This window comes from Ichthyenterobacterium magnum (assembly GCF_003610635.1).
GTDB classification, from domain to species: Bacteria; Bacteroidota; Bacteroidia; order Flavobacteriales; family Flavobacteriaceae; genus Ichthyenterobacterium; species Ichthyenterobacterium magnum.
The window spans coordinates 41,186-60,951 of record NZ_RAQJ01000002.1 but is presented as its reverse complement, the minus strand read 5'-3'; the positions used below and the strand labels follow the sequence as shown (position 1 = coordinate 60,951).

16 protein-coding genes and 1 pseudogene are annotated in these 19,766 nt (G+C 31.2%); all 17 read right to left on the bottom strand.

Features of this window, described 5'->3' with window-relative positions:
- Window positions 1–2: 2 nt before the first annotated feature.
- The 17 genes and pseudogenes from BXY80_RS06300 to BXY80_RS06220 all read right to left on the bottom strand — a co-directional run bounded on the left by BXY80_RS06300 (window position 3) and on the right by BXY80_RS06220 (window position 19,701).
- Window positions 3–1,577, bottom strand: a complete 1,575-nt coding sequence (locus BXY80_RS06300; RefSeq protein WP_162843279.1) for a sensor histidine kinase — start codon at window positions 1,575–1,577, stop codon at window positions 3–5.
- 77 nt (window positions 1,578–1,654) lie between these two features.
- Complete coding sequence (coaE, locus tag BXY80_RS06295; protein ID WP_120200423.1) at window positions 1,655–2,242, bottom strand: dephospho-CoA kinase; 588 nt, start codon at window positions 2,240–2,242, stop codon at window positions 1,655–1,657.
- Complete coding sequence (locus tag BXY80_RS06290) at window positions 2,239–3,207, bottom strand: YbbR-like domain-containing protein (protein ID WP_120200422.1); 969 nt, start codon at window positions 3,205–3,207, stop codon at window positions 2,239–2,241. The genes coaE and BXY80_RS06290 overlap by 4 nt, the downstream gene beginning before the upstream one ends.
- Window positions 3,197–4,210, bottom strand: a complete 1,014-nt coding sequence (locus BXY80_RS06285) for a glycosyltransferase (protein WP_120200421.1) — start codon at window positions 4,208–4,210, stop codon at window positions 3,197–3,199. Before BXY80_RS06285 ends, BXY80_RS06290 begins: the two co-directional genes overlap by 11 nt.
- A gap of 79 nt (window positions 4,211–4,289) precedes the next feature.
- On the bottom strand, window positions 4,290–5,846 hold the full coding sequence (locus tag BXY80_RS06280; protein ID WP_162843278.1) for a T9SS-dependent choice-of-anchor J family protein: 1,557 nt from the start codon (window positions 5,844–5,846) through the stop codon (window positions 4,290–4,292).
- Between the two features lie 270 nt (window positions 5,847–6,116).
- On the bottom strand, window positions 6,117–8,960 hold the full coding sequence (locus BXY80_RS06275; protein ID WP_120200419.1) for a T9SS-dependent choice-of-anchor J family protein: 2,844 nt from the start codon (window positions 8,958–8,960) through the stop codon (window positions 6,117–6,119).
- A 260-nt stretch (window positions 8,961–9,220) separates the two neighbouring features.
- Window positions 9,221–10,951 carry an FG-GAP-like repeat-containing protein gene (locus BXY80_RS06270; protein WP_120200418.1) on the bottom strand — a complete coding sequence of 577 codons (1,731 nt, stop codon included), beginning with the start codon at window positions 10,949–10,951 and terminating at the stop codon, window positions 9,221–9,223.
- A 144-nt stretch (window positions 10,952–11,095) separates the two neighbouring features.
- On the bottom strand, window positions 11,096–11,593 hold the full coding sequence (locus BXY80_RS06265) for an ASPIC/UnbV domain-containing protein (protein ID WP_120200417.1): 498 nt from the start codon (window positions 11,591–11,593) through the stop codon (window positions 11,096–11,098).
- A 24-nt stretch (window positions 11,594–11,617) separates the two neighbouring features.
- A pseudogene (locus BXY80_RS06260) lies at window positions 11,618–12,187 on the bottom strand (FG-GAP repeat domain-containing protein); the annotation flags it as partial.
- Window positions 12,188–12,258: 71 nt separating this feature from the next.
- Complete coding sequence (locus BXY80_RS06255) at window positions 12,259–13,074, bottom strand: enoyl-ACP reductase FabI (RefSeq protein WP_120200415.1); 816 nt, start codon at window positions 13,072–13,074, stop codon at window positions 12,259–12,261.
- Window positions 13,075–13,227: 153 nt separating this feature from the next.
- Entirely contained in the window at window positions 13,228–14,880 is a 1,653-nt protein-coding gene (gene recN, locus BXY80_RS06250) for a DNA repair protein RecN (protein WP_120200414.1), read from the bottom strand.
- Between the two features lie 43 nt (window positions 14,881–14,923).
- Window positions 14,924–15,811: a type IX secretion system protein PorD gene (porD, locus tag BXY80_RS06245; protein ID WP_120200413.1), complete on the bottom strand. Its 888-nt coding sequence runs from the start codon at window positions 15,809–15,811 to the stop codon at window positions 14,924–14,926.
- On the bottom strand, window positions 15,804–17,015 hold the full coding sequence (coaBC, locus tag BXY80_RS06240) for a bifunctional phosphopantothenoylcysteine decarboxylase/phosphopantothenate--cysteine ligase CoaBC (protein WP_120200412.1): 1,212 nt from the start codon (window positions 17,013–17,015) through the stop codon (window positions 15,804–15,806). The genes porD and coaBC overlap by 8 nt, the downstream gene beginning before the upstream one ends.
- A gap of 4 nt (window positions 17,016–17,019) precedes the next feature.
- Window positions 17,020–17,352, bottom strand: a complete 333-nt coding sequence (locus BXY80_RS06235; RefSeq protein ID WP_120200411.1) for a DNA-directed RNA polymerase subunit omega — start codon at window positions 17,350–17,352, stop codon at window positions 17,020–17,022.
- A gap of 13 nt (window positions 17,353–17,365) precedes the next feature.
- Window positions 17,366–18,181 carry an outer membrane protein assembly factor BamD gene (locus BXY80_RS06230; RefSeq protein ID WP_120200410.1) on the bottom strand — a complete coding sequence of 272 codons (816 nt, stop codon included), beginning with the start codon at window positions 18,179–18,181 and terminating at the stop codon, window positions 17,366–17,368.
- 123 nt (window positions 18,182–18,304) lie between these two features.
- Window positions 18,305–19,183 carry a 4-hydroxy-tetrahydrodipicolinate synthase gene (gene dapA / locus BXY80_RS06225; RefSeq protein WP_120200409.1) on the bottom strand — a complete coding sequence of 293 codons (879 nt, stop codon included), beginning with the start codon at window positions 19,181–19,183 and terminating at the stop codon, window positions 18,305–18,307.
- On the bottom strand, window positions 19,183–19,701 hold the full coding sequence (locus BXY80_RS06220) for a DUF6913 domain-containing protein (protein ID WP_120200408.1): 519 nt from the start codon (window positions 19,699–19,701) through the stop codon (window positions 19,183–19,185). Before BXY80_RS06220 ends, dapA begins: the two co-directional genes overlap by 1 nt.
- Between the last annotated feature and the right edge of the window lie 65 nt (window positions 19,702–19,766).

The following is a 19,766-nucleotide window of genomic DNA, read 5'->3' as shown; positions in this document are numbered from 1 at the left end:
TTTTAAGATATTAATGGTAGCTTAATTGTAAACACACTACCTTTTCCTTTTTCACTTTCTACTGTTATATAACCTTGATGATCATCAACTATACGTTTAACATAAGCCAAACCTAATCCATGACCTTTAACATTGTGCACATTACCTGTGTGTTCTCTATAAAATTTTTCGAAAACACGTCTTTGTACTTGTTTTGACATTCCGTTACCTTGATCAGCAATTTTTAATAAAACATTTGTTCCTGCATTCTCTGTATAAACATCTATTTTAGGTTCGTCATCACTATATTTAATTGCATTATCTAAAATATTTACTATAACATTAGTAAAATGTGTTTCATTAGCTAAAACTGAAGTTTTTTCTGCATTAAAATGGGTTTTAATATACCCTTTTCTATCTTCAACAATTAACTCTACATGCGTTAAAGCATCTTCTAATAAGTCGTGTAGCTTAACTCTTTCCTTACTAATATTTAATTCATTTTTTTCAAGCTTAGATATTCTCAACACATTTTCAACTTGCGCATGCATGCGTTTGTTTTCATCTTTTATCATTTTAAGATAACGCTTAACTTTATCTTGGTCTCCAATAATTTTTGGGTTTTTAATCGAGTCTAAAGCTAAATTAATTGTTGCAATTGGTGTTTTAAACTCATGCGTCATGTTATTAATAAAATCTGTTTTTATTTGAGATATCTGCCTCTGCTTTATTAACTGATAGATAGCGCTAGAGTAAGCCAATATTATAATTGAGGTGAAAATTATAGATAATGCTATCATTCCTAATACTGATGAGAGTAAAAATTTTCTACGTTGCGGAAAATCTACATATAATATAAAATCACTTTCATTATTATTATCTAAAAAAACAGGAACTCCTATAGTGGAGTTTGGTGTTTTTTCGAAATTATCTGATTGCACTTTAGTTGCTAAATCTTCATCGTAAATGGCAAACTCAAAATTTGTTTTAACGTTATTGGCTTCTAATTGTTTCTCTAATAAATTAAAAACTTCTTCGGATGAAATTCGCTTGTAAACTGGATAATCTTTAAAAAACTCTCTGTATGATGATTTATAAATAGCTCTATCAATTTCATCCATAGCGCTAAAATTTTTAATGGTTTCTATTGGTTTTATAGAAACTTTTCCATCTACTTCAGTTCTTTCAAATACTTTACGTTCTCTAATATTAGTAAATTTACTAATACTAATGGTGTCAAAATCAATGTCAAAGAACTGTGATGGGACTTTAAAACTTTCTTCAGAAATAGCATTTCTATTTCTTATGTATCTATTATTTTCTTCATCAAAAGTATCAAATACAATAGATGCCTTTAGCTCTGTAGTATCGGGTTTTTTACCGCTTTCTATTATTTCTTGGTAGAGTTTATTATAGCCTAATAACTCTACTTTTTCTATTGCTTTAGATACAGAACTTAATGATCGTATTACGTTTGATGTAAAATTCTTCTCTTCGTTCTCTAAGGTATTATTAATAAAGAATGCCTGAACGAAAATAATGCCAATGAGTGATAAACTCATTAATACTACCAATAAAACGAATAGCTTTTTGCCCATCGGTCAAATTTAACATTTTAACATTTACGAAAGTTAGTCTTTAACCTTACATTAACACAAATGTTAAAACTTGAAGATTAATTGTGTAAGCGTAGTAGTTTTTTATGAAGTTTTAATACTTGATTTTTAGTTTCTTCTAAGTTATTATTTATAATCACAAAATCTGAACGCTTTATCTTTTCTTTATCGCTAAGTTGATTTTTTAATATAGCTTCTATTTTTTTTCTGCTTGTATTGTCTCTCTTTAATACGCGATTTATCCGCTCTTCTTTATTTGCAATTACAGTGATAATATAATCATACTGACTATCTTTATTTTGTTCGAAAATTATTGCAGCTTCTTTTATTATATAAGGAGACGTTTGTTTTTTAAACCAACGCTTAAAATGCGAAGCTACTTTTGGATGTACAATAGCATTCATCTTTTCTAAATATGCCTTATTAGAAAAAATTTTTGAAGCTATAAATGGTTTATTTAACTCCTTTAAGATATATGCCTCGTCTCCAAACAAAGCTATTAGCTTTCTCCTAATAACTTTAGACCTATTCATTAATAATTTAGCCTCATTGTCTGCAATGTAAACTGGGATTTGAAGTTCTTCAAACATATTTGCGACTGTGGTTTTACCACTACCAATACCTCCAGTTAGACCAACTATTATCATTGCTTTAAAATATAATCTATTTTATTGTGCTTTAATTTAGCATGCTTTACCAAGTTATGCGTTTTAATCAATTTAGGAGTAAAATATGCATTGTTTGTTTCTGAAATTTCTAAATAATCACACACAACTTTAAAATCTTGCGGCTTAATAGTCTTAAAGTTTTTTAAACTTACATAGTAAGAAACTGTAACTTTTTTTGGAAAATAATTTACTTTAGAATCTGAAGGTAAATTAATAATTGTAATTGGAATCTCTAATTTTCCCTCAGTAAACTTCTCAACATTACCGGTTACCAAAACACTTTGATGAGATAGTTTTATTTTTTGGTTTTCGTTAAAAGGCTTCAATTTCAAGTTTTGATTAAGGCTATCTTTCAAATTTTTAATTTTTAACTCTTCGGTTAAAATAAAATCTATTTCAGAAATTTTGTCTATTCCGCCTATTACTTTAACAGAATCTGGTATAATTACGAAGTCTTCTAAACTATTATATCCAGAAGCAAAAGATATGTTTTCATCTAAGACAACAGGAACTGTCTTCATCGATAAGCTCTCAAAAGGGAATTGAATTGTATCTGGATGCACAGATATCACCTCAATAGATGCACCAAAGGTTGACTTTAGCTTTTGAATAGATTTAGATCTTGTTAAATAATACTTATTCTTAGTTTTATAAACATCTTTTTTAAAATCTATATCAAACGTCCGTTTACGAAAAAAATAAGGCATTAATCTAAACCCTAATGCTGAAACTTCAACAGAAAGAGTTGGTTGCTCTTTCGATGTTATTATTACGTTTTCTGGTACATTTTTATAGTTAAGGTCAAAATTTATAGTTTCTGTATAGCTCTTTGATAGCTTAGTTAGTATCAAAAACAAAAAGGCTAACAAAAAGAATACGCCAAATACATTTAGCTTTTTATTCTTTAATGCTTTTATAAACTTTATTTTTAATCTATTTGCCATGCTTAAAAAATAAATATGGAAACTGTTGTTCTGGTTCTTGCCCAAAAATTGTTAAAGCAATTGTAGATTTTAAAAAGCCGTAACCGTAACCAAAAAACTGAATAGTTATTGCTATAATTGACTGCAAAGCTATTATTAAACTTTTAGTAGAGAAAAAAGCTATGCTAAAAGCCAATAAAAAATAAAACCCATAAGCTAACAAAAAAAGTTTTACCCCTAAAAGAAAAGAAATTACGGCAAAAATAAAACCTATACTAAATAATGATGGTAACCAATAAACAAAACGCTTAGTTTCTGGGTGCCATTGATTTAAAATTGGTCGCACCATACCAAACTTATTGACCTGCATATAAAATTTAGACCATGAGATACGTCTTTTATGATATACATAAGCATTACTAATTAGCTTTGTTTTAAAACCTAATTTATTTAGCCTTATAGATAAGTCTGGATCTTCTCCAGGATGTATACTTCCAAAACCTCCTGAAGCTTCAAATGCTTTTTTAGAAAGTCCCATATTAAAACTTCTTGGCTGAAACTTATCCACTTTTGTTTTCCCTCCTCTAATTCCTCCTGTAGTAATAAAAGAAGTCATTGCAAAATTAATTGCCTTTTGTAGGTTAGTAAATGTATGATGTGCATTATCTGGCCCTCCAAAACAATCTACATAATTTATATTTAAACTCTTATTTACTTCTATTAAGTATTCTTTGGGTAAAATACAGTCGCTATCTAGTATTATAAAATAATTGCCTTTTGCTTTTTTCATACCATAATTACGAGAATCTCCAGGCCCTGTATTATTTTTGAAATAATAAGAAATGTCTAGCTGTGTCTGATATGTTTTAATAATCGATTTTGAAGGAATAGTAGATCCATCTTCTACAATAACGATTTCAAATTTATAACCTCCATTTAATTGAGTTATACTTCTTACAAGCTCTTCAATCTCATCTGGACGATTGTAAACAGGGATTATAAATGAAAAATAGAATGTATTCATACTAAATACAAAGGTAATTAAAGAAAACACAAAAGCCACCTAATTGGTGGCTTTTGAAAATTTATAATAGTATTAAAATCTATTGCTTCAATATACGTAATGTTTTAGTTGTATTGTTAGTACTAACCTTAACAATATAAGTTCCTGCTTGCAAGTTAGACATGTTAATTCTGTCTTCAACTTTATTTGGTTGTACTCTAGCAACCTCTTGACCTAACATATTAAAAATACTCACATTTAAAATATTATGTTCTCCTTTAACATTTAAATAATCTTTAACAGGGTTAGGGTAATATGTAAACAAATCATTTTCTTGAACATTTTCTACTCCTAATGTAGTAGATGACCATAATTTATAAGTAAACGTTGGATCAGCAGGAATGCTACCATTAGGCTGATACACTCTAAAGAAATATGTTTCTCCTATGGTTAACCCAGATAATATCATTATCTCCTCATTTTGTGGTGTAAATGTATTAGCATCCACACAATGTGTTCTAGTTATACTATTTCCTGTATCATCTGGTGAAGAATATAAAGATAGAGCTGCATCAAACTGAGATGTTACTGTTAAGGTTACATCTGCGGTAAGTGCTGTATACTTAAACCAAACATCATCTGCTGTAATATTTTCTGGTACAATTCCCCCAACAAAACAATCATATAAATCTCCAGACTGAATAGCAAAAGCAATCGATGAGCCTACTGCTGTTGCTGCTGCTACATTTGGTATGCTTGTTTCTTGAGTTGCTGTTAAAGCTCCGGTTGGTAAATCATTTGCTGGCGGTGGCCCTAAAAGTGTTGTAAAAGATAGTGGACCAAAAGTTTCTAAACCATTAACACCACAATTAGAGCTTATATATATATCGTAAGCAGTATTTGCTGTTAAACCAGTTGCTGTAGCAGAAGTATCTGGATGATTTTCTACACCAGAATCTACAGTTCCAACACCAGGAGCGTTTCCATCAGGAACAACTTCCCAATCATAAGTCGCTGGAATACCTGTTAAAGGTGCATCCCATCCAAAATCAACAGAAGTATCTAATAGGTTTGTTATAGATACATTAGTAACAGCATCACATTGAGGTCCATTATCTACAGATACGTCATCAATATACCAACTATCTCCATTATCATTTGTCATTACAAAAGCAATATATATCATATCACCATCATACGCACTTAAATCTATTATTTTTTCTTCGTATACATTACCAACTACATTTAATTCTGTTTCAGTTATGCTTCCAAGTGATACAAAATCTCCCATCGTAGTTTGAGATGTTCCAGTAGAAATCATAATCTGAAATGTAGAACCATAATCAGTTGTACCTCCTTGTCTAGTAAAAAAACGCAATTGGGCATTATTTAATGATGTTAAATCAACTTGGCTAGTAACCATCCAATCTTCAGCTAATCCACCAGATACATTTTCATATCTAACAAAAGCGGAATTGCTTCCTGCATAAGGATTTGCTGTGCTTGCTGTCCAATCAAAACTTGTTCCTAAATTATTGGCTCCTCTAAATGTTGCCCAATCTACAGGAATTCCAGACTCAAAACCCTCAGTAAGCTGAGCATTTGAGGTCATAGAAACCATTAAAAATGTAATAAATAAATAAGTAATTTTCTTCATAGTAAATGGTATTTTTGGGTTATTCTTTAATTTATTAAACACTAAAATAATATATAATATCATGATTACATATAAGTTAACCGATACAAAACCATTATAATCGTTTAACAGTAATTAACAATTATACCACATATTTTTTAATTATCATTCATTTTTTTCTTAAAAAAATATTATTACAATCTGATTATCATGTAATTACAAAAAAACTTAGCATAAAAAAAGCCTTGCTAAACTAGCAAGGCTTTTAATATTTTATGGTTATCTATTAGCTTATTGCTTAATAACTCGTATTGTTTCTGTTACATTATTAATTGTAACTTTTACAAAATATGCTCCTGTTTGTAATGCAGATGTATCTACATTAGTATGCAATGAATTAGGAGAAGTACGTAATACTTCTTGACCTAGCATATTATACACAGCTACATTTTGTATATCATTATTTCTAGCAGTTAAAGATAATGTACTCTTAACTGGATTAGGGTAATACGTAAATGCATTAGCTCTATCAATATCTGCAGAAGATAATGGTGCGCAACCTACAGTTGCTTCCCAACCATCAAACTGTCCAGAACCATCAGAAGTAAACGTGAACGTTAAACAACCAGATGCATCAGAAGATACTATTGTTTGACCTGTTAAATCAGCAGTACCATCACCAGCAGCTTGCCAGCAGAATCCATCAGTTGCAGCAGCTGGATTTAACCCTAAACTTACTGGTGTAATTGGTGTTCCTGTATTATCGGCTCCATCAAATATCAATAATTCATCCCAACAGTCACCATCACCGTTACCTTCCACTAAAAAGCTAGTAAAAGCAACACTTACAGCATCGCCAGGAGTATCTGGGCAAATAGTTATAGTATAATTTTCATTAGCACTGTGTACTCCTGCATTTCCACCTGTATCATAGAAATTACCTCCACATGCTGGTGGAGCAATAGTTGTAGTGAAAGAAAAAGGTCCAGTCCACAGAGAAGTTCCGTCAGCATCACAATCTGTTTGCACATATAAGTCATAGGCTGTTTCAGCTGTTAATCCAGTAGCTGTATCGGTTAAACCAACAGTATTGCCTGTAAAAGGTGTTGCTGTACCTTGTGCTACGCCATCTGGTTGAATCTCCCAATTGTAACCAATAGGTGTACCTATAACAGCAGCATCCCAAGATAAATCGGCTGTAACATCTGTTGGTGATGCATCTAAATTACTTGGTTCTCCACACGTAGGGAATGGTGTACACGTTGCACTAATTTCAAATGTAAGCCCAGGATCTCCATTAATCCAATTACCAACTTGAATAAAGTATTCATTACCTGCAGCAGCAGCAAAAGTAACTTCTACAGGGTTACTTCCACTTCCAGCAGCAGAAGCAAAACATGCCGCTAAATCAGTTATACCTGCACAATCTGCGCTTTCAAAAACTCCGATTTGTGCTTCTTCAACTGATGCATTAACCGTAATTGTTACATCCATATCATTACCAGTAAATTGATACCAAACATCATCACCTATAGTACCGTCACAAGACGTAGCACTACCGCCTGTTGCATTAACAGTTGATTGTGCCGTTAATGTAGCTCCACAAGTAATAGGTGTTGCGTTATCACATAAATCGTTACCTGGTGGTGGTGGTGCATCTGCAGATGTAAAACTCCACTCCGCACATGGTCCAACAGCTTCAGTAGCTCCATTGACAGGAACTACAGACCAAAATATCTCAGTACTATAAGCTCCTACGGTTGTATCATACGTTGTTGCTGGTGCATCTACAGTTGCCAATAAAGTTAAAGCTCCTGAAGTTGTACCGCTATAAATGTTATATGCTGTTGGCGTTTCTCCTCCAGAAGGTGCATCCCAATCTAATGTAATTGTTCCAAAAGCATCAATATCTGTAGCATCATCTGCAGGGAAGTTTACTCCATCAGCACAGTCAGGTGCTGGAGCTGGAGTATAAGAAGACAAACAAATATCTACCATTGCTGTAGAAGCAGTTCCTTCTTGCCAGAAAAATAAATAATATTGTGTGCTTGGCGATAAAACAACGTCTGTTGAAGGACTTATATCACCTCCATCACAAAAAACTTCAGTTCCTCCACAAGCATCATAAATAGCCATACCTCCTAATGTTCCAGAAGCATTAACAGTTAAACCACCAGCAGCATCAGTTGTTGTTGTAATCCACAGTCCATAATTATTAAATGTATCACAAGAAGTTGAAACATTACTTGGTGCTCCTGTAAAATCTAAAGTAGTAGGTGTTGCTGTGCCACAATCTGCTTCTAAAGCAGCTACATATGCTGTACCACAAGAATCTCCCGAGTCAGGTTGAAGCCAATTAAAAGGCCCAGCAGGAGAACTATCTCCACCAGCACAATTTGCTGTAACATAAAAATCATATGAATTTCCAGCTGTTAATCCCGAAATTGAACCTGTAGTTCCTGTAACCGTATCTATTGTTCCGGTTCCTTGTGTAAAACCAGGAGCTCCAAACTCAAAAGTAAAGTCTGTTTCTGTACCACCTGGAATCCAGCTTAAATCAGCTGTTGTTGTTGATGTTGCAAATACACTTAAACTTCCTGGAGTTAAACAAGAAGGTGCATCATCAATAACAAGATCATCAATACCTACTCCATAGCCGTAGCCAGAAGTTGCCTCAAAAACCACATAATAATCTGCACTTGGATTTGGTAAAACCAAATTCACCTCAGTCCATGTACTAACACTAGTTGTATAAGCTGCCAACTCTACAAGTGCTCCAGCTGCAGAAGTTTTATAGTATACTCTTAATTCATCTTGATCACCACCCCAATCTTCTTGAGTGTAGTAAAATGTTAGTTGTTGAGAAGCAACCGCAGATAAATCCATTGCTGGAGATTCTAATGTTGCCATATCTCCATTATAGTTACCAGAATAGTAAAATCCCATACCAGTACCAGTTCTTGGTGTAACATTTCCACTATTATTAGCTGCTGCAGAAGTCCAATTTGTTGCTCCTGAAGTTGGTGTTGATGTCCAACCAGCAGGAACTCCTGCCGCTTCAAAATCTTCTGTTAATACCTGAGCATTTAAGGTAAAACAAAACGTTAAAAAAAGTAACAATGTAATTTTTTTCATATTAAAATGGTATTTAATTAGTTATCGTATAAAAATATTAATATTTATTTAAGAAAAAGTTATGATTTTCATCTAATCGCTTAAATGCAATTAATAAGGATGAAATACACGGTAAGAACAAAAGATATTAAGTTAAACTAACATTTTTATTATTAGGCAAACTAAAAGATCAATTAAGTTACTCAAAACAAATTAGTTACTAAGTCATCCTAAACAAAACTGACCTTTTATTATGAATAATCATATTATGTTGGCTAAACTTACTCTTTAATAAATCTAATTATTTTAGTTTTATTATTAACAATAACTTTTGCTATATAAGTTCCGGTTTGTAAATCTAATAAACTAAGAAGGTAATTATTTTTATCATTATTTACTCTTATTAACTCTTGGCCTAACATATTATAAATATAAATCCTATCAATTAAATTAAGAGATTTAAATAATAAAGATTCTTTAACTGGGTTTGGAAAAATTGTTACAATAGATAAATCATCTTCTGAGTTAGAAAGTAAATGTGATCCTTCTACAATATTTAATACTTGATTTGCAGATATATTATATAACACATCTACAGTACCACTTAACCATGTTACCTTAACATAGTCTACTATTGTATTATTACCTAGCCCAAATATTTCTTTTGAAGAATTTTGGGACAAATAACCTTCTCCACACATTGTATATCTATACTGCTTCCCTCCATTAACACCAACTTCAATAACAGAACCAATACCATCTTCATTACTACTAACGCCTTCAAGTTTAATTGCCAAATAATTATTTGATGTTGTGGTTTGATTCATCCAAACAAATGGTGTATCATTATTATTGAAAACAACGACATCTGTTTTGCCGTCATTATTGACGTCTCCAATTGCATTTGAAAAACTACTTTTTGTATCGCCTACAAATCCAATATTTGTGGGTTGAATAAAAGTCTCATTTCCTTCATTTTGATAAAATGCAGCTGGCAAGAATCCAGCAACCGACCCATCTAGCATCCCACTAACATATAAATCTAAATCCATATCATTGTCGGCATCAAAAAAAACTGCTCCCCAAGCAAAGCTATCAAAAAAAGTTCCTGATGCTATTGCAATATTTGTAAAGGTTTCATCTCCGTTATTTCTCAAAAAAACATTTCCCCCATTTGGTGCAGTTTCGCTATGTGGTGTATTAGTGATATAAATATCAAAGAAACCGTCATTATTAAAATCATCAACAGTAACAGACATAGCGTCAATTACAATATCAGTTCCAGATGATAGACTTACATCTGAAAAAGTTCCATCACCATTATTCTTATAGAGTAAATTAGAATCGGTTTTATCATTAGCTATGTATAAATCTTGCCAACCATCATTATTAAAATCAAAAAAACCAGAACAGAAAGTTAACTCGTGATCCGTATTTAACCCTGAAGATATGGTTACATCTGTAAATGTTCCATCCCCATCGTTTTTAAATAAATGATTAATTATATCTGTATTAAATGTTCTATTAGATATATATATATCTAAATAGCCATCATTATTGATATCTCCCCAAGAAGTTCCATATGTAAGTATATTGCTTTGAGGCAAACCAGAGTTTTGTGTAATATCAATAAACGTTAAATTTCCAGTATTTTCATATAACCTGTTCCCATTTGTATCACTAGTAACGTATAAATCTTTATCTCCATCATTATCAATATCTACCCAATTAGTTGCTCTAGTTTGGTAGTTGATTGATGGCACAAGTAAATTTACTTCAACAAAAGTTCCTTGATTATTTTTATAGAACCTAAGCGGCTCATTATTCCCAGATGCTATTGTTATATCATCCCATCCGTCATTATCAAAATCAACAAAGCTTATTCCATTTCCTAAATCTGTAATTCCTCCACCATCAATTAAACCTAAATTTGAAGACTTATCTTCGAAAAATATTTGTGAATTAGCAAATAATGCAACAAAAAATAAAATAATAAATAAGACGCGTTTCATTTAAAAATATAATTATTAAAATTAAATATAATCAAAGTTAAGAAATGTTATTATAGAAAAAAACTGAGTAAATTACTTAATTATTTCGCATCTATCTTATAAGAGGTTCATTTCTGAAATTAAAGTATATTATTAAATTATTATTTAATCCTTAATAAACTTATGTATATAAGTGTCTGTATCAAAAAAAACTTTTAAGAAGTTTATTCCTGATTCATGTTTATTTAAATCATAAATTTCTACAGTTTCATCATTAATACTAGACATTGAGAAAACTATCTCACCTAACTGGCTAATTATTTGAACTTTTGTAATTTGTTTTTTTGACTTTAAAATCAGTTTATCTTTCACTGGATTTGGAAAAACTGAAGTTGACTGCTTATTTAAACTATTTATTGATAATGTACCATTACCCTCTATTATATTAAATACTTGATTAGCTTGTATATTATAAAAATAATCTTCAATCCCACTTAACCAAGTAACTTTAACATAATCGACTTCTGTGTTTTGTGCCAATCCAAAAAACTCTGTTAAGGAATTTTGCGCTATATATCCTTCTCCACAAAGTGTGTATCTATGCTGACTGCTGTTATTAACAGAAACTTCTATTAGTGAACCTATACAATCTTTATTACTCACCGTACCTTCTAATCTTATCTTAAGTCAATTATTGGTAGTATTAGAATTATTTTTCCAAAGAGAAAGGGACTCATTATTAGAATTATTTACAACAATTTCTGGATAGCCATCATTATCTGTATCTCCAATTGCGTTTGAATAACTTTTATAGGCATCATTTAAAAACCCATTATCACTAGACATTAAAAAGGTTTCATTAGATACTTGCTCATAAAATGCTGCTAGTAACTGACTAAGACCTTGGATATTTAATTCTCCACTTACATATAAATCTAAGTTCATATCATTTTCGGCATCTAAAAATGCAGCGCCCCAACCAACACTGGTAAAAGCTGTACCAGAACCATCTGCTATATCTGTAAATGTTCCGTTTTGTGTATTCTTTAAAAGTACATTTCCGCTAGGTGTATTTGTTACATAAATATCAAACCAACCGTCATTATTAAAATCGCCAATAGTGGTCGACATGGCATCAATAATACTATCTGCATTAGCTTGTTGTGCTGTATTAGAAAAAGTACCATCTCCATTATTATGGTACAGAATATTTGCATTTGCTATATCGTTTGTAAGGTAAATGTCCTGAAAACCATCATTATTATAATCAAAAAAAACTCGCTAAATTACTTAACGAGTTCTTATTTATCTTACAGATTAAGGAGTATTTACTCTTCTATAAAGGTGTCCATAACTGCATCACTAACGCCCATATTACTAAAACCTCCATCATGAAATAAATTTTGTAATGTTACACGTTTGGTAAGGTCACTAAACAAGGATACTGTATAATTAGCACAGTCTAAAGCTGTTGCGTTACCTAATGGCGACATTTTTTCGGCATAAGCTATAAACCCATCAAACCCTTTTACGCCGCTACCAGCTGTTGTTGGCGTTGGTGATTGTGAAATGGTATTTACTCTCACTTTTTTATCTCTACCAAAGAAATAGCCAAAGCTACGCGCAATACTTTCTAAATACGCTTTATTATCTGCCATATCATTATAATCTGGAAATACACGTTGTGCTGCCATGTAAGTTAAAGCAACTATGCTTCCCCATTCGTTCATAGCATCTGCTTTATAAAGTGTTTGCATTACTTTATGAAACGACATTGCAGATACATCTGTTCCTTTTTGAGTCCAAGCATAATTTTGGTCTGTATAATGCTTTCCTTTTCTAACATTTATTGACATGCCTATAGAATGTAATACAAAGTCTATTTTACCACCAAGTATTTCCATAGATTGCTCTACAAGGTTTTTAAGGTCTTCTTCTGATGTTGCATCGGCAGGAATAATTTGCGAACCTGTTTGTTCTGCAAGTTTATTAATTTGTCCCATTCGCATAGCAACTGGTGCATTAGTTAATACAAATGTTCCGCCTTCTTCATGAACGCGTTCGGCTGTTTTCCATGCAATTGAATTAGCATCTAATGCTCCGAATATAATTCCTCGTTTTCCTTTTAGTAAGTTGTATGACATATTATATGTGTATAAGTTGATTAGTTTTAAAAGTTTAGCAAAGATAGTATTAAATTAAAAATTCTAATGAATTTCTATTTTTTTTAGATTCCAACAAAAGTAGGAATGACAGTTTATATGATATCTCGATAATTAATATTGAGAAGTTATTTTTTAATTTAGTAATTGCTTTGCATGTGCAATTGCAGATGTTGAAATATTTACACCACCAAGCATTTGTGCAATTTCAACAATACGTTCTTCAGATGTTAACTGCTTAAGTTGTGTATGTGTTCGATTATCAACATCTTCTTTATACACTTTGTAATGTGTATCGCCTTTAGCTGCAATTTGTGGTAAATGCGTAATAGTAAATACTTGCATGGTCTTACTCATTTGCTGCATTGTTGCTGCCATCTTATTTGAAACCTCACCAGAAACTCCTGTGTCGATTTCATCAAACATAATTGTTGGTAATTGTATGTATTTTGAAAGTATTAATTTAATTGCCAACATAATTCTTGACAGCTCGCCTCCAGAAGCTGCTTTTTTCAATTCGTTAAATGAACCTCCTTTATTTGCCGAAAACAAAAATTGTAACTCATCTGTACCATTAAATAAAAATGCATCTGATGGTTTAAGTTCTATTTTAAAATTAGCATTGGGCATTCCCAACGTTGAAAGTATCTCTTTTAACTGCACAATTAATTGCGGAATTATTTTTACTCTATTGGTATTTAATTTAAAAGCATCTTTCTCCAATTGCTTTTTTAAAGATTCTAGTTCTGTCTCTTTTTTAGAAAGTGTTGCATCTAAATTCTCTGTTTCAAATACTTTATTACTTAATGTGTCTCTAATGCTTATAAGCTCTGCTATAACAGATACTTGATGTTTCTGAAAAAGATTGTGTAATACTTGAAGTTTACTATTAACAACATCTAATCGATTAGGGTCTGCTTCTAATTGCGATTGAAGGTTTTCTATATCTGCAAAAATATCGTCCAACTCAATTAAACTACTATTTACACGCTCATAGATTGAATTGTAATGTGGTGCATAACTAGTTAGTTTGGAGAGTTGGTTTTTAATTTCGGTTAAACTAGTAATTACACCTATATCATCACTACTTAATAACTGGTGAGATGCAGAAAGTTTGTCTTTAATTTCTTCAATATTATTTAAAGTTTCATATTCTGCTTCTAAGACTTCTAAGTCTCCATCAATCAATTTAGCGTCTTCTAATTCTTTTAATAAAAAAGTATTATAATCTAATTCTTTAATTGCTTCAGCTTTTATATTTTGAAGCATGACCAATTCAGATTTAAGAGTTTTAAATTGTGAAAGTTTTGCTGAATAGCTTTCTAATACGGTTTCATTTTTTGCTAAAGCATCTATAACTTGAAACTGAAAAATATCATTTGTTAATTGTAGTGTTTGATGTTGTGAATGTATATCTAAAAGGTGTTCTCCTAAAACTTGCAAACTGTTTAAATTAACAGGTGTATCATTTATAAATGCTCGAGACTTACCTGATGGTAAAATTTCTCTTCTAATTATAGTTAGTGCTTCATAATCTAAATCTTCTGTTTTAAATAAAGACTTCAAATTATAATTTGCAATATCAAAAGTAGCTTCTATTACACATTTTTTCGAGGTGTCTTTTATTGTACTTAAGTCTGCACGCTTTCCTAAAATAAGTGATAAACCTCCTAAAAGAATTGATTTTCCTGCACCAGTTTCTCCTGTAATTATAGTAAGACCGTTATTGAAACTAACTTGTAAGTCATCAATAAGAGCGTAGTTTTTTATGGTAAGTGTTGTCAACATAATGTTGGCAGTATTCTGCTTTTAAACTATTACAGTAAAAATCTTAGTAATTTATTGTTCTCCATTTAGAAGCATGTGTTGGAGCCACTTTATTAAGTACATCTATTACCTCAGAAATGTTCACACTTGGTCCATCACTAAAAACGCTTTCTATTTCTTCTGCTTTTGCATCAAAAAACACTCGCATCATAAGAGAGTTAGGTCGTCTTCTGTTCATATCAACAAGACTTAATATAGTTGATGCTATTTGCTGTTTTCCTTCTTTAGCATCACTATTCATTACATCTAACCCATTTCTATGGTAATTATACATAGCACTTCTATACTCTTTAAACGTTGGTGATAATATGTTATCTATAAGTGTAAATCGTGTTCTGTTACCATCTTCTAATTTCCAACCTTTATAGTTTCCTTGTTGTGAGTAATTTAAAATTGTTTGTGCTTGCTTTAAGTACTTATCTCCACCTTTAAGAGAAAATGTATCGGCATCTAAGCCAAAAATCATATAAATATGAAATGCTAAAACTGAAACTAAATTAGATTCAAACTGTGCTGAATTAAATACTAGATTCTGAAACTCTAAATATTTAAAAGAAAAATTCTCATCACTAAAATTATAAATAGGTGTTTCGTATGAAGAGTTATAAACTGGTCGAGACGATTGTACTTGAAGCTCAGCTTTAAAATTATCGCCACTATAATCACTTACATTTATAATAATATTACAGTCAATGCGCTCTTGTGGTTTATAGGTATTATCTGTCCATTTAGTATTACTTACAAATTCTTGTAATTGACGTTCTAACGTTTTAAAAACTTGCACATTCTCATTACCAGTTTGCTGTGCATTTACTACAACATTGCAGTTGAGCTCTTGAGCAAAAGCATTAGTTAAAAATAAAAGTGCTATAAAAATTATACTATTACGCATCTATTTGTTTTAATATTTGTTGCAATACATCTGAAGCAACTTCTGCTTTAGATTTTAATTGATGTTCAATAACATCTTTAGTATCTGTTATAAAAGTAACTTTATTTGTCGAACCACCAAAACCTGCTCCTTTATCGTTTAAAGAATTTAATACAATTAAATTTAAATTTTTAGATTCTAGTTTACCTTTAGCATGTTCTAATTCATTATTAGTTTCTAACGCAAAACCAACAAGAAACTGTTGTTTTTTAATTGCTCCCAATGATTTTAAAATATCTTTGGTTTTCTCTAACTCAATAGTAAACGTTGTTTCCTTCTTTTTTATTTTTTTATCTGAAACATTTTTTGGTCTATAATCTGCTACTGCTGCAGAAAGGATAGCAATATCTACTGCATTAAAGTATTTATGAGCTTCATCATACATTTCTGAAGCACTGGTAACCTTAATAACATTAATTAAACTATGCGAAACTGTTTGATGTGTTGGTCCAGAAACCAAAATAACCTCAGCACCTAAATTTGCTGATGCTTTTGCTATTTCAAACCCCATTTTACCACTAGAATGATTACCTATAAATCGTACTGGATCTATGGCTTCGTATGTTGGTCCAGCTGTAATTAGTATCTTTTTTCCGCGTAACGGAAGTTTATCTAAAATATCATTTTCTATAAATACTACGATATCTTCAGGCTCAGCCATTCTGCCTTCGCCTACTAAACCACTTGCTAATTCTCCACTGGTTGCAGGAATCATAACATTACCAAATGCATTTAGTTTTTTAAAAGAACTTAAAGTAGATGGATGCTTATACATATCTAAATCCATTGCTGGAGCAAAATACACAGGACATTTTGCAGATAGATATGTAGCTAACAACAAATTATCACACGTTCCGTTTGCCATTTTAGACATGGTATTTGCTGTTGCTGGAGCTATAACAAATACATCTGCCCAAAGCCCTAATTCTACATGGTTATTCCAAACAGCGTTATCATCATCTTCATTTGTAAATAAAGAATGAACTGGGTTTTTAGAAAGTGTTGAAAGCGTTAAAGGTGTAATGAAGTCTTTTGAAGCAGGCGTCATAACTACCTTTACGTTTGCGCCTGCTTTTATAAATAGTCTAACGAGACTAGCTGTCTTGTAAGCAGCAATACCAGCAGTGATGCCTAAGAGTATATTTTTGCCGCTTAATATTGACATCTTATTATTGTTCCTTAACGTCGTCGTCTGTATTTCTGTAATAGATTTTATCGTCTAACCACTCTTGTACTGCAAGTGCATGTGGTTTTGGTAATTTTTCGTAAAACTTAGACACTTCTATTTGCTCTTTGTTTTCAAAAATTTCTTCTAGACTGTCATTGTAAGTTGCAAATTCTTCTAACTTATCAACTAACTCTCTACGGATATCTGTATTAATCTGCTCTGCTCTTTTTGAAATTACAGAGATAGCCTCATAGATATTATCTGTTGGCGCATCAATTACATTTCTGTCGTATGTTAAAGAAGTTACTGGAGCGTTTGTCTTTTTTAAATCCATAATTGGTATATAATTAACTTTTTGTATTGTATTTTTCTAATGCTGATAGCATGTCTTGGTTCATTTTTTCGGCATCTTCAATTAATTCAGATTCGCCATAATATCTTTTAAAAGCATTAAAATAACCTAAAGCTATATCAAGTCTTTTTTGCTTTTTAGACTCTATGCTATTAATACCTAATCTATAAGCAGAATCTAATCTATAAAACATAGCTTGTTCTCTAAAGCTAGTTCCTGGGTAATCTGCTAAAAAATTATCGAATGCTTTTATTGCTGCTTCATAATCTGAAGATTCAAAGTAGGCTATTTTATTATACTGCTTTGCTATTTCAAAAGCTTTCTTTTCTAATTTATAGTCTAACTCTTTTATAAGCTTGTTCGCTTCTGGTAAAAGTTTAGAGTCTGGATATTTGTTTATAAACAGCTGCAATTTCTCTAAAGCTTCTTTAGTTTCTTGTTGTTCTTTACTATAAACTGGTGATAAGTGATAATAACTCTTTGCCGATAAAAAAGAAGCTTCTTCTACCTTTTCACTTTTAGAATATCTGTTTTCAAAGCGTTCAAATTGATGCCCAGATATATAGTAATCTTTCATCATATATGATGAATTAGCATACATAAACATTAACTTTTCTGCTTGAGGTTTACCTGCATAATTAGGTACTATTTGAGCAAACAAGCGATGAGCCTTACTATATTTTCCTTGCTCGTAAAGTTCAGTTCCTAACTTAAATTTGGTTGCTGTATCTTCAGATTTTAGTGCTTTTTGAAACTCACTACACGATGAAAAAACAACAGCTATTAAAAGTATATAAATTAAATTCTTCATAAATAAAAAACAGATTGCAAAAGTACGTATTTATAACGTATTATAAAAACAAAAATTTGATGCTAAAATAACAGTTGATTTTAGGCTATAAGTATGTTTAAGTAATATTTAACTTTTAGCCTTTTAATTAAGTTTTTGTAAGGCTTCTTTTATCTCTAGTTTTAAATCATTAGTTGCAGAAACTAAAGGTAATCTAACAGTAGATTTTGACAACCCTAAAGCTTCAAGAGTTGCTTTAATTCCGGCCGGATTATTTTCTTTAAAAATAAGACTTGTTATGTCCATTAAATTAAAGTGTATATCATACGCTTCTTTGGCTTTACCTTCTAACCCAAGATTTATCATTTTAGTAAATTGTTTTGGCAATGCTTGACCCAAAACAGAAATCACACCTGATCCTCCAGCTAAAACCACACCAAGTACCAAATCATCATCTCCAGAAATCACTAAAAAATCATCTGGCTTATCACGAAGTAATTTTAAATATTGATGCACATTATTTCCAGCTTCTTTTACTGCTATAATGTTTTGGAAATCTTTAGCTAATCGTAGTGTTGTTTCTGGTAACATATTAGACGACGTGCGTCCAGGAACATTATATAATATTATTGAAACAGGCGAAGCTTGAGAAATTGCTTTGAAATGTTGGTAAATGCCTTCTTGCGTAGGTTTACTATAATAAGGAGATACAGATAAAATAGCGTCAATACCAGTAAAATCTGTAGCTTTTATCTCTTCTATTACCTGTGCAGTATTGTTGCCCCCAATTCCTAAAACCAATGGCACTCTGCCGTTATTTGTTTCAATAATAGTAGCAACTATAGTTTTCTTTTCTTGGCTCGTTATTGTTACACTTTCTCCTGTAGTACCACTTATTACAATATAATCTATTCCGTTTTCAATATTATAATTAACTAAGTTAGATAACGCTTTGTAATCTACTGTTAAATCATCATTAAATGGTGTAATTATGGCAACTCCAGTGCCTCGAAATTTTGTCATTATATTTTATTTAGTACTGTTAAGTATTTTGTTAATTCTGTTTTAAAAAGCTTAAAATTTTTAGGGCTAACATCTATCATTAAATCGTATAATCTATCATCTTTAGTTGTTAACCCTACTTTAAAATTAGCTTTTGATAGTGCCGTTATTAGATTAAGTTCTAATACATCATCTTTATAATAACTAATTAGGGCATCAAACTTAGTATCTATAAATGTTTGTAAATCTATATTATTGACTTTGCCTTTCCAACCAAAATCTTTAGGGTTAAAATAAGTATCCCAAAGCAGGTTTGCGTCTTTACTATCTTCAACAAAAGCAATAATTTTAAGCTTTGCATGTTGAATATTTAAGGATTTAAAGTAAGCTCTAAAAGCTTCAAAATCTGAAAACTCACTCAGATGCAAAATTACACCAACAGAATCAATTTTAGTATTACTAACTGCTACTCTTCGAGCATTTAACAATTTATTGATATATTTTTGATTTGATTTTTCTTTAAATGCCTTAAAAATCATTTATATTTATGCTTTATACAAATGTAGTAAAAAGTGACTTCAAGTTTTTGTTAACACCTTATAAT